The organism is Streptomyces sp. CA189, from assembly GCF_056428985.1.
In genome coordinates this window covers 1-12,356 of sequence record NZ_JBWJVM010000137.1, presented here as the reverse complement: position 1 = coordinate 12,356, position 12,356 = coordinate 1, and the positions used below count along the sequence as shown (strand labels likewise).

6 protein-coding genes are annotated in these 12,356 nt (G+C 68.6%); 3 read left to right on the top strand and 3 right to left on the bottom strand.

All coding sequences use genetic code 11. The annotated features are described in order from the left end of the window. Positions 1–1,106: 1,106 nt before the first annotated feature. Complete coding sequence (locus tag AC061S_RS43500) at positions 1,107–1,364, bottom strand: hypothetical protein (protein ID WP_478691417.1); 258 nt, start codon at positions 1,362–1,364, stop codon at positions 1,107–1,109. Between the two features lie 326 nt (positions 1,365–1,690). Beyond that, positions 1,691–5,068 (bottom strand): ALF repeat-containing protein, encoded by a 3,378-nt coding sequence (locus AC061S_RS43495; protein WP_478691416.1) that lies wholly within the window; start codon positions 5,066–5,068, stop codon positions 1,691–1,693. Positions 5,069–5,654: 586 nt separating this feature from the next. Between AC061S_RS43495 and AC061S_RS43490 the strand changes: the two genes are divergently transcribed. The 3 genes from AC061S_RS43490 to AC061S_RS43480 all read left to right on the top strand — a co-directional run bounded on the left by AC061S_RS43490 (position 5,655) and on the right by AC061S_RS43480 (position 9,464). Further along, positions 5,655–6,182 (top strand): hypothetical protein, encoded by a 528-nt coding sequence (locus AC061S_RS43490; protein ID WP_478691415.1) that lies wholly within the window; start codon positions 5,655–5,657, stop codon positions 6,180–6,182. Positions 6,183–6,294: 112 nt separating this feature from the next. Further along, positions 6,295–7,776, top strand: a complete 1,482-nt coding sequence (locus tag AC061S_RS43485) for a trypsin-like serine protease (protein ID WP_478691414.1) — start codon at positions 6,295–6,297, stop codon at positions 7,774–7,776. A gap of 119 nt (positions 7,777–7,895) precedes the next feature. Next, complete coding sequence (locus tag AC061S_RS43480; RefSeq protein ID WP_478691413.1) at positions 7,896–9,464, top strand: FG-GAP-like repeat-containing protein; 1,569 nt, start codon at positions 7,896–7,898, stop codon at positions 9,462–9,464. A gap of 524 nt (positions 9,465–9,988) precedes the next feature. On the opposite strand, the gene AC061S_RS43475 is transcribed toward AC061S_RS43480, so the two are convergent. Then, positions 9,989–12,073, bottom strand: coding sequence for an alpha-galactosidase (locus AC061S_RS43475; protein ID WP_478691412.1), 2,085 nt, complete (start codon positions 12,071–12,073; stop codon positions 9,989–9,991). Positions 12,074–12,356: the final 283 nt, after the last annotated feature.

Sequence of the window (12,356 nt, the reverse complement as noted above, 5' to 3'; positions counted from 1 at the left end):
GAGCGGGTACCTGAGCGCTGCGCGCTCAGGACCGAACGACCTCGCTGCGCTCGCCCGGGGCCCTTCGGGCCCAGGCTCTGCGCTTCGCTCCGAGCCATGGCCGGCCCTTCGGGCCGGAGTCCTGCGCTTCGCTTCGGACTTGCTCTGGTTCCGCTGCGCTCCACCAGAGCGGGGCGGGCTTCGCCCGGCCTTGGAGCTCTCCTCGCTTCGCTCGGGTAGGTGACCCCGTTTCACGGGGTCCGGGCTTTCGGCCCGTTGGGTGAGTCCGCTGCGCTCCCCCACCCTGGCCTTCCGGCTCCGCCTTCAGGCGCACGACCCGCTTCGCGGGCCCTGCTGGCAGCAATAGCAGGCTTCGCCTGACAGCCCGTCATTGCCAGCACCCCACTGACACCAACCCGGCACATCGCAGTTTCACTTCACCCGGACGGCCCGCTCCGCGGGCTTGAGTGACCCCTCTTCGCTGGGTGCGGGCCTACGGTCCATTGGGCGGGTCCGCTTCACTCCCCCGCCTCATGGTCCTTCCGGCTCCGCCTCCAGCACCAGGCCTGCTTCGCAGGCTGAGGCTGCCTTATTGGATCGGGTTATGCCGTCCCCAAAACAGATGCGCCAGCGGTGACACGATCCCGAGCCCGGTCATGACTGCGGCAGCAATCCAATACCTCGTCCCCTGGCCCAGTGTCAGCACCGAGGCGGCACCCACTACAGAGCCGAGGCTCAAGCTGAGGCAGGGCCACCATGCTTTACGCCGTAGCAACCCGGGCGCGGAGTAGAGCGTCAAAAGGAACCCGGCCAGCATGGCGAACTCATACCCACCACCACCTTCAGGCAGACTCCAACTGATCCCGCCCCTGGCCCGGCCGTGCCCCTCATATCCCAGATGAGTCGCCCCCGCCACCCCCCAAAACAGCGCACTCGCCCCCACCGCGCCGATCGCTGCCCGCCATCCCTGATTGATCATCTACCGGACGCTACAGCCGCCATCCAGGCCCCCGCCAGCAGCGATTTAGAACAAGCACCGGCATCTCCCCCGACCACGCCGACTCCGGTCGTCCCAGCAGCAGAACCACGCGGGGGTGCCTTGCGGCCGCTCCCGAAATGATTCAATTTTAGTTATGGATAGGCTCGGGGCTCAAGGCCTCGGTACGGATGGAGGCTGGGCGGGCAGGAAAGTCGGTGTAGATCCGGTCGAAGGTGCCGCGGTAGAAGTAGGAGCGGACCCAGTGCAGGTCGATGAGGCCACGCAGGACCGGGTGGTGCTCGGGCTCGTCAAAGAGCCTGCCGGCGTCGAGAGCGGCGAAGGCACGGGGCAGGTCCTGCTCGGTGCGCGCCCACACGGCTTCGAGGGACTGAGAACCCTCGCCCAACTGACCAGGCGATCCTCACCCAGTGACCAACCGATCCTCAGTACCTGTCCAGACGCAGCAGGACCCAGCCCACCCGAAACCCGACACCTGTAGAACAAGTCCCCACCGAACCGCCCCGCCCTGACCCCGGACAACCAAACGAGAAACACCCCGGACATAGAAGCGAGAACTCCCACGGTCATAGCGACGTCCTTGAGGAACTGGGCTGCCTGTTTGGCGTAACCATCGGCCCTGCCGGACGCGCAGGAGCGGTGCGTACCGTGCGGTACGAGTGCCCGAAGGCTCGCGTACCGCACGGATCCGAGGGCGCCCCTACCGGTTCAGGTTCAGTGGTGCCCGCCGAACAGCCAACTGACGATGTTCGACACGGCTTCGCCGCCGATTGCGGAGATCTCCGCGACGAGGTGCGAGCGCCCGGCGTTCACGGCGACCCTGCCCACGCCGAAGGTCAGAGCGCTGAAGGCGGTGATACCCAGGGACCTCTTGAACTCACTGCTGGTCCAGCCGTAGCCGATTCCCGTCGAGATCGTGCTGATCACTTCGAGGCCGATCGTGACCTGGGAGGCGCTGAGGGCCAGACCTGCGAGGAACGGGGCGGCGGGGGCCGTGACAACGAAGGCCCCGGCTGCCAGACCCGTGACGCCGAGACCCACTGCCGTCCACCCGGTGAAGAGCGCCGCTTCGTGGGACTTGGTGGCCCATCCCTTTGCGGTCGTCCACCAAGGGGAGTCGTCCTTGACGGTGTCGTGCTCGGGCGCGTCGGCCTGGTTGGCTCCGCTCTGGACCGCTGCCTGTGCGGCCTCGGCCGCCTTTTTGGCCTCCAGCGCGACCTCGGTCTGCCGCATGCTGACCGCGATCTGGCGCGCCGAACTCGCGGCGATCGCCGCCGTGGCGGCGTCCTTTCCGGCCTGGACGGCGGAGGAGCGGGCCGAGGCCGCGGACGCCTGAGCGGCGGTGGCGGAGGCGACCGCGCTACGGGCGGACGCTATGGCGCGGTTCGCGGAGTAGTTCGCCGAGCGGGCCGCGGTGGTGGCTACGGCGGCGGCCTGCTTCGCCTTGTCCGCGGAGGCCTTCGCGTTCTGGGCCGACTGGTCGGCCTGGTTCGCGAAGGTGTTCGCCTCGTTCGCGGAGACGAGGGCCGAAGCGGCCGACGCCTTCGCCTTGTTGCCCCACTCGTTCGCATCGTTCGCGGCGTTGCGGGCCCTGGCCGCGGCTTCCTGGGCGCGGTGGGCGTCCTCCTGCGCCTTGTGCGCGATCTTCGCGGCCGCGGCGATCGCGCCCTGCATGGCGGCGATGTGGGTGGCCGAATCGTGGTCGAGCTGAGCGGACTTGTACTGCACGGAGTGGATGAAGTTGCGGCGCATCGACGCCGGGCCCTCCATCGCGACCTGTGCGTAGGCCTTGGTGTAGGGGCCTCCGGTGACGAGGAGGGTGGAGGTGGCCACCCCGTCGTCCTCCCGCTGTGCCTTCTCGAAGGAGGTCGTGATGAACTCGTACAGGGCTGTGGCGGTCCCGGCGTCCAGCGCCTTGTTGACCTCGTCCTTCACCGCCCGGCCGGGGTTCTCGGCAAGGAGGGTGGAGAGCGCGACGCGGTTGTCCGTCATCGCGGCCTGGATCGCACCGCCGCCGAGGAACGTCGCCGCGGCCTCCGGGTCGGAGCTGTTGAGCGCGGCGGTCGCGGCGAAGGCGACCTTCGGAGGGGCGATCCGGGCGAGGAAGAGGGTGGTCTCCCGGTCGTCCTGGCGCTGTGCGATCTGCCGGTCGGTGTCGATCCAGGTGTGAATGTCGGCGTCCGCGCCGGACAGTGCGAACCGGGCGGCCTCCTGGGACCAGGAGCCCCTGGCGTCCATGTGGGCGAGTGCCGCCTTGCGGCCCAGGGCGGCGGCGGCTCCGGTGTCGCCCGACCGCAAGGCCGATTCGGCCTGGTTGACCAGGTCTTTCGTCGCTTGGGTGGTCTGCTCTGCCTGGGTCCGCTTCAGCTCGATCAGTGCCCGCTCACGGGCCTCGGCCTGGCTGATCTGGCGCATGTCCTCGACCGCGCGCTGCGTGTCCTGGTCGAGGCGCTGCCACTCGGCCTCGCGCGCGGCCTTCTCCACCGCGATCGCGCTGGTGACCGCGTCGGTGGCCGCCTTCGCGGCCTTGCTGGCCTCGTTGGCGAACTCCGTGGACTTGTTGGCGTGGTCCACCGACTGGCCCGCGTACTGAACGGCCCACTCGGCGGCGGTCGCGGCCTTGTCGGCATGGGTGGCGGCGCTGTTGGCGGCGTCCCGGGCGGTACGGGCCGCCGTGGCGGAGGCGTTGGCCAGAGTCTGGGCGGTGCCGGCCGCGTTGGTGGCGATGTTGGCGTTGTTGGTGGCGATCTGCGCCTGGCGGCGGGCTTCAGCAGCCTCGGCCTGGGCCGCGCCGGCCGCGTTGGCGGCTGCCGCGGAGGAGCTGGCCGCGGAGGCGGCGGCGCGCGCCGCGCCGGCGGCGGAGGCGCCGGCGGCCGCGGACTGGGCCGAGGCGGTGGCGGCGAAGTCTGCGGCCTGGGCCGCGCTGCGGGCCCTGGCCGCGGCGTTGCGGGCGGCGACGGCGGCGTCCTTGGCCGCAGAGGCCTGGGAGGCGTCCTTGGAGGCGGAGATGGCAGCGCGGTAGGCCATCGCGGCGGCGGAGCCGGCGGTGGCCGCGGCCTGACTGGCCGCCGCGGCGGCGTACGCGGCGCGCCGGGAGGCGAGGATCGCGGCGTGGGAGGCGTTGGTGGCCACCCGCGCGGCGTCGGCCGCACCCTTCGCGGCCTCGGCGGCCTTGCCGGCGGCCTTGCCGGCCTTCGCGACGTCGTTCTGGGCGGCCTGCGCCTCCGCAGCCGCGGTCTCCGCGGCCTGCTTGGCCTTCTCGGCCGCCGCGACGGCGCGGGCGGAGGCCTCCTCTGCCTGCTTCGTCTTGGCGTCGGCGCGCTTCCCCTCGCGTTCGACGACCGCGACGAGCTCCTCGATCTTCGAGCGCTCCTGGTCACGGGCGCGGGCTATGTGCTGACCCGTCTCCAGGAACCATTCGATGTCCTTCTCGGTGCCGGACAGGGCCCGGTCGGCGTACTTCTGCACTTCCGGACCCGCGCTCACCAGCATCTTGGATGCCTCGACGCGCATGTCCTCGAACTGGGCCGTGAACTGGCCGTCCATCAGGAACGCTTCGAGTGCTTCCGAGGTACCGGTGGTCAGCGCCTTGTTGCCGGCCCGGTTGACGCCCTTGCCGCCCGAAGCCATCACCGTGCTGGTGGCGACCCGCAGGTCCTCCAGGATGGCAGCCTTGAAGCCCCCGGAGAGAAACGCGGAGACGCCGGCGGCGCCGCCGTTGAGGGCGGCGGTGGCCTCGCGCCGGGTTCCCTTGCCGCCCACCGCGAGGCCGGCGAGGAGCGCGGAGCGCTCGTCCTGCGCCGTCTCCTGGGCGAGCTTCACGGTCAGGAAGGTCTGCACGTCGGCGTCGGAGCCGGCCAATGCGGCGGCTGCGGCGGCGCGAACGGCCTTGCCACCCACCAGCCATGCCCTGACCACCTTCGCCCGCTCGGTGTCCGGCAGCAGGAAAGGATCGCCGGGATCCTCGCCCGCCGGGGGTGTATCGGCCCACGCGACCGTGGGGTTGAGCACGAGGCTGGACGTGGTGACGGCGGCCGTGGTGGCCGCGACCGCGGCCAGAACGCGCCGCCTACTCCAATAGGTGGTGTCCATAACGTTCCTTCGGAAGAGGCGCCTGGCGGACTCGCGCATTCCGGCTGTGTACCACCGGACGGGGAATGGCATATCGCCAGGCTAAAGAGAGACATTTGGGTTGCGCGGTTGCTCCCAGACCGCAAGGGAGTCGAGTGGGAGCGTGGGAATGCGTTCCGTGACTTTATACAGGAAATGGCGCGTTGGACACCATCGAGAACCAGCCGGATTCGGCGAGGAGGAAAACAGCAGAACCTCGTCCAAAGTTTTTCCGAACGCCCTACAACCTTTTCAAGATGTGACCCGCCTCACTCACCGGCCTGCCTTTTTGTCCCATTTGAGCAACTTAACCATTGGACAGACACCTTGATGAGGTGTTCCTATGTGGGTGATCAACAGCGGCTTCTAGCCTCTGATTGAGTCACCTCAACACCCCAATGCACGCTGTTTCCGCATGGGATGAATGGTGATAATTTCGCTGAGGGCGGGGGGCTCTCGGGGATACTTGTCTCATTTGCGAGCACATATCCTGTTGGTCTAATCAAGACCTTCACTCCCGCTGACGCATTTTCCGGAATTCGCACCGGAACTGACGACTGGGACAGTAATGAAGGCACTTAGCGCAATTGCGCGAACTTTTGGTGTGGCCATTGGCGCGGGCGCTTTGGCATGGCTCGCAACAGCGGGGGGCCTGACGGGCGGGTCCATCCCAGACGGTGCCACGGTGATGAAGGCGATTGCCGACGAGGGCCCGGGCTATGCGGTCGAGGACTTCGGCTACCCGAACGCCGACAAGATCCTCGCGGAGCAGGGCATCACCCTCAAGCGCGGCGACGGGCACATCGTCCTCGCCGACTGCGCGAGCGGGACCGACCTGCTTCAGGTCATGTCCCGGGAGCGTGGAGATGTGATCTGCTTCCGCGTCACCGGTACCAGCGGCTACCTCGCCTTGGAGATGCCCGCAGTCCACGCGGTCAAGGGCAACAACTACGCCACGCAGGTCGACATGACCGCTGGCGCGGAAAGCAAGACGTTCGACATCGCCAAGAACAAGTGGACCGGAGTTGGCGAGAGCGCGGACGCGGAGGGCCGCGACTTCATGCTCATGGAGATCAGGACCGCTGCCGCCCAGTAGCACCCGCATGGCAGTGCCCTCGTGGATCTGCGTGCATCGCCCACTCCCACCTTTCGGTACGTGCGCACGACCTCGTTCGCGCGTGCCGGTGTCCCGTTCCGAAGGAAGAAACATGTCTGCACCCCGTTCGCGTGCCGCACGGACAACCGGCCTCCTACTCACCGCCGTCACGGTCTCGGCAAGCCTGGTCTCTGCCGCTCCGGCCCTGGCCGTTGCCGGTCCTGATGCCGCCGCCGGCTCGTACGGCTACCTCGCGAAGCTGAACATCGGCGGTGAGGACAACAGCCGTGCCTGTACCGCGGTGCTCGTCGATCCGCGCTGGGTCCTGACGGCCGCCAGCTGCCTCGCGGCGAAGCCCGGAGATCCGGTGGCTGCCGGGAAGCCCGCGCTGAAAACCACCGCCACTTTCACCGGCCAGACCCGCGAGGTCGTAGAGGTCTCCGCGAGCGCCACCGACCGCGACCTGGTCCTCGCCCGCCTGGCAACCGCCGTCACCAGCATCGCCCCCGTCAAGCTCGCCGCTGCCGCCCCCGCAGCCGGCACCGACCTGACCGCGGCCGGATTCGGGCGGACCAAGACCGAATGGGTACCCGACAAGGCACACACCGGCACATTCACCACGGACTCCGCGGCCACCACCACCACCCTGGCGATCACCGGCAAGGGCACCGACGCCATCTGCAAGGGCGACACCGGCGGCCCCCTCCTCAACGCCGCCGGCGAACTCGTCGGCATCAACAGCCGCTCCTGGCAGGGTGGCTGCCTCGGCATGAACCCCACTGAAACCCGCACCGGCGCCATCGCCGCACGCACCGACAACCTCGCTACCTGGATCACCACCAGCATCGACGCGCTGCGGATCCGGCCGGGGCAGGTCATCGAGTCGGGTACCACCCTCGTCGGCCAGCACCTGAAGCTGTCCATGCAGGCCGACGGCAACATGGTGATCTACCACAAGAGCGGTGGCGACGGAAAGGGCGCGGGGATCTGGGACTCCCGGACCTACGGCAACGCCGGTGCGTATGCCGTCATGCAGGAGGACGGCAACTTCGTCATCTACAAGAAGGACGGCGGCGAAGGCAAGGGCGGCGCCCTCTGGGCCTCCAGCACCTACAACAACGCCGGTGCCTACCTGCGGTTCCAGAACGACGGCAACCTCGTCGTCTACAAGAAGGGTGGCGACGAGAGCTGGGGCAGTGGCCTCTGGGCCTCGGGCACCTTCCAGCGAAGCGCCCTGACGAACAGCGGAACCAACCACGACGTCGGGTTCTGGGCCGACTCCCCGAACAAGGTCCTGCTGATGGACCGCAACGGCCAGCTCCTCGTCTGGGACAAGAACAAGGCCAAGACGGTGTGGAGTTCCTGGGCAGCCGGTGGTGATGGAGCCCGCCTGTCTATGCAGGCCGACGGCAACCTCGTCATCTACAAGAAGGACGGCGGCGAAGGCAAGGGCGGCGCCATGTGGTGGACCAACACCCCGGGCAACGCCGGCGCCTACCTCCACTTCCAGAGCGACGGCAACCTCGTCGTCTACAAGAAGGACGGCGGTGAGGGCAAGGGCGGCGCCCTCTGGGCCTCCGGCACCTTCGGATAGCAGCACCACCACGTGAGTACCGCATGAGTGAGGCCGTGTGCCGGGCAGTCCCCGGCACACGGCGCCGGCCCCCGGGCCGTTCCCTTCGCGTCACCATTCCGTTCTCCTGAAGGACCCACATGTCTTCCCAACGTCGCCGTACTGTCCGGACGGCCTCCGTCCTCGTCGCAGCGGCCGCCGTGGCCGCATCGCTCCCGTCCGCCGGAACGGCGTTTGCCGTTGCCGGTCCTGATGCCGCCGCCGGCTCGTACGCGTACCTCGCGAAGCTGAACATCGGCGAGGAGGACAGCAGCCGTGCCTGTACCGCGGTGCTGGTCGATCCGCGCTGGGTCCTGACGGCCGCCAGCTGCCTCGCGGCGAAGCCCGGAGATCCGGTGGTGGCCGGGAAGCCCGGGCTGAAGACCACCGCCACGTTCATCGGCCAGACCCGCGAGGTCGTGGAGGTCTCCGCGAGCGCCACCGACCGTGACCTGGTCCTGGCCCGCCTGGCGACCGCCGTCACCGACATCGCCCCCGTCAAGCTCGCCACCACCGCACCCACGGCCGGCACCGACCTGACCGCGGCCGGATTCGGGCGGACCAAGACCGAATGGGTGCCCGACAAGGCACACACCGGCACATTCACCACGGATTCCGCGGCCGCCACCACCCTGGCGATCACCGGCAAGGGCACCGACGCCATCTGCAAGGGCGACACCGGCGGCCCCCTCCTCAACGCCGCCGGCGAACTCGTCGGCATCAACAGCCGCTCCTGGCAAGGCGGCTGCCTCGGCATGAACCCCGCCGAAACCCGCACCGGCGCCATCGCCGCACGCACCGACAACCTCGGTACCTGGATCACTTCGCTGATCTCGCGCCGCTCTGCCGCTTCCAATGAGGCTGGCGGCAGCGAAAGGATCCGTTGGGCCGACTTCGACGGCGACGGCAAGTCTGACTACATCAACGTCGCCGACAACGGCAACGTCGAGGTTTACCTCAACCGTGGTGGTGACGGCCGCGGTGGATGGCAGGGCCTGGGCAAGGTCGCCCTCGGCATGACCACAGACCGCAGCCGGGTTCGCTTCGCGGACTGGGACGGCGACGGCAAGGCCGACTACCTCGTCATCAACACCGACGGATCCGTCAATGCTTTCCTCAACCAGGGTGGTGACGGGAACGGCGGCTGGAACAGTATCGGCAAGATCGCGAAGGGCTTGACCACCGATGCGAGCAAGGTCCGCTTCGCGGACTGGGACGGCGATGGCCGCACCGACTACCTCGTCTTCAACGACAGCGGTGCAGTGACCGCCTACCTCAACCGGGGTGGCGACCTCGTCCCCAGCAACGGCTGGCAGGTCCTCGGCCAGATCACCACCGGTGCCACCAGCGACCGCAACAGGGTCCGGTTCGCCGACAACGACGGTGACGGCAAGGCCGACTACTTCATCATCAAGGCCGACGGCAAGGTAGACCTCTACATCAACCGCGGCGGCGACGTCGTACCGAGCAACGGCTGGAACGTTGTCGGACAGATCGCGACTGGTCTGACCACCGACCAGACCAAGGTGCAGTTCGTCGACTTCAACGCCGACACGCACGCCGACTACGTACTCGCCGGCGCCGGAAACAGCGCGACCGTCTACGCCTGGAATGGCGGCGACAAGGGCAACGGCTGGATCAACCTCGGCAAGGTCGCCAGCGGAACCTGACGCCCCCGATCCCCTTGGATCGCACGAACAAGCGAACGGCTTGACGTGACTGACCGCCTCCTGTCCTCCCTGCGGGGAGGACAGGAGGCGGTCGTCGTTGCGGGCGGAATCTTCCTCCGGCCCCGCTGCACCCCAGGTACGCGCTCCGGCCCCGGGGAAGATCAGTCCGCGCGCCCGCACAACCGTGCACCGCCTGCACAGCCGCGCACCGCCCGGACCTAACCCCCAGATCGCTGGGAACTACGGCAGAGGAGGCAGAGCTTAGCGGTGATCCAGTCGAGCAAGTGCGTGAACCCGTACCCCGGACCCGTGGCAATGCCAGCAACGGCGACTGGTCGGTTCCCGCGGCATCGTGCCGGCGGATGAGAGAGTATCCACGGCTGGTGACCTCGCTGATTCCGACGGCGCCCGTCGCCGTCAGCAGCCTGCCCGTCCCGCCATTGGCGGCGGGACGGACTGGGATCCTCACATGACCTGTCGACGGGCACTGGCGCAGCATGGCGCCTGTGCCCGGCGACCGGGTGTCAGTGCGTGGTGGAGGCGGTGAGGTCTGCGGTGGCCGTCAGGTTGCCGGGAACCTCGTTCCAGGCGGACCAGGTGCCGGTGGCCGTGTCCAGGGCCGAAGTACGGACTCGGCCGTCGGCGGTGGCGTAGACGTGGATGCGGGGGCCGGCCGCGACACTGGTCACGCGGGAGAGCCCGGAACCTCCCACCAAGGTCCATGTCGGGTTGAAGCGGCCGGCGTTGTAGTCGCCGGCCTGGCTCCACAGCGTTCCGTCGCTGCCGACGATCTGCAGGTGGGCGGTGTTTCCGATGACGGCCGCGGTGATGTCGCGCACGCCGGTCGCGTTGCCCGGGATCTCGCCCCAGCCGCTCCAGCGCCCGGTGGTGGTGTCGAGGTCCTGTCCGTAGACACGGCCGTATGCGACCCCGTAGAGGCGGACCGTCGTGCCGGAGGCCACGCTGGTGAGGTTCGTCAGGTCTCCGGCAGGGCCCGCCTGTGTCCACGTGGGGTTGAAGCGGCCGGCGTTGTAGTCGCCGGTCTGGGTCCACAGTCCGCCGTCCCAGCCGGTGATCTGCAGGTGGACGACGTTGTCGACGATGGCCGCGGTGATGTCGCGGACCCCGCTTGCACCGCCCGGGAGTTCGGCCCACGCGGTCCAGCGGCCGGTCCTCGTGTCGAGGTCGCGGCCGTGGACCCGGCCCCCGGCGACGGCGTACTCGTGAACCAGCGGACCTGCGGTGACGCTCGTCAGGCGAGTGATCCCGGAACCCTCCGACGGCCCCCACGCGGACGTGAACCCGCCAGACGCGAGGTCGCCGGTCTGGGTCCACGGGGCGCCTCCGCTGCCCGCAGCGGTCAGGGAGACCTTGGGTGCCACGGCGGCGGAGACCCGGTACATGACGGTGCCGTGGGCCGGCACCTGCGCGGAGATCACGCCCGTGGTCGACGTGGTGCCTCCCGCCCAAAGGTCCTTGAGGGTGTACGAGGCGGCCTCGGGCAGGCCCGCCTTGGCGGCCGTGGTGGAAATGGTTGCCGGGGTGGCCGTCGTGTTGAACAGCAGTACCGAGACGTCGCCGTTCGCGAGGGGCTTGGCCAGGACGTCGAGCCCGCCGACGGAGGAGATCCGTACACCCTGCTTGCCGAGCGGGTCCTGGTCGACCGCGATCACGTCACGGTTACCGAGGATGGACAGCGTCTCGGCCGAAGCCGAGCGCAGATCGTTGCCCGCGATCAGCGGAGCCGCCATCTGGGCCCAGAGGCTGAAGTGCGCCTGGTCCTCGGTGTAGGACAGGCCTCTGCCGACCTGGAGCATGTCCGGGTCGTTCCATCCGCCGGGACCTGCGTACGGCGCGAGCGGCACGTTGGCACGGTAGTTCGACAGGATCGAGTCCCACGTACGGAAGATGTCGTCGGAGGTCCGCCACATGTGGCCCGTGTCCGCGCCCCACGTCGCGACGTCGGCCAGTCCCCAGTTGCAGAGGCTGAAGAGGATCGGCCGCCCGGTGGCCCGAAGGGCGTCACGCATCGCCTGGTAGCGGGGCTTGTCCGGCAGGCTGTCGTTGCTGCAGTTGTCGTACTTCAGGAGGTCGACGCCCCAGGCCGCGAAGCTCGCGGCGTCCGTCTGCTCATGGCCGAGGCTTCCCGGGAAGTGCCGGCCCGGCCGGCCCGGAATGGGCGCGCAGGTGTACCGGCCGGCGCTTTCGTAGATTCCCAGCTTCAGGCCCTTGGAGTGCACATAGTCGGCGACACCCTTGATGCCGCTGGGAAACGTCTGCGGGTTGGGCACCAGACGGCCCTGCGCGTCACGGTCCGGCAGCATCCAGCAGTCATCGATGTTCACGTACTCGTAGCCGGCACCCTTCAGACCCGAGGAGACGATGACATCGGCTGTCTCCTTGATCAGCTGTTCGGAGACATCGCAGCCGAAGGTGTTCCAGTCGTTCCAGCCCATCGGCGGAGTCAGCGCCAGGCCGTCGCCCGGCGACACGGCCGCCCGTGCCTGCGGCGCAGCGACCCCCACCAGCACGGCTGGTGCCCCCGCCAGCACCAACGCCGTTGCCATCGCGGCGCAGAGCGCCCGTAGTCGTCTTATCTGAAACCTCATGAAATACCCCACCCCTTGTTTCATATCTCTGCAGGTCAGACACATTCCATCAGGTACCGTCCGGCAGCTTGCGGGCGACCCCAGCGGGGGCGACGGGACCCCTGGGCTTCGCCTGGCAGCAGCGTCTGGGCAAGGGGCTGACCCCTGCTAGAGGTAAGAAGCCGTTGTCGTACCGATCATGGAACGTGCAGGTCGAACAAGGTTCCTGGTCGGGTGATCTTGCGGTGGTGCGGACATGAAGGCGGGGCCTCTTGGTAGCTCGGGGGTGCGAACCTCACCGAGC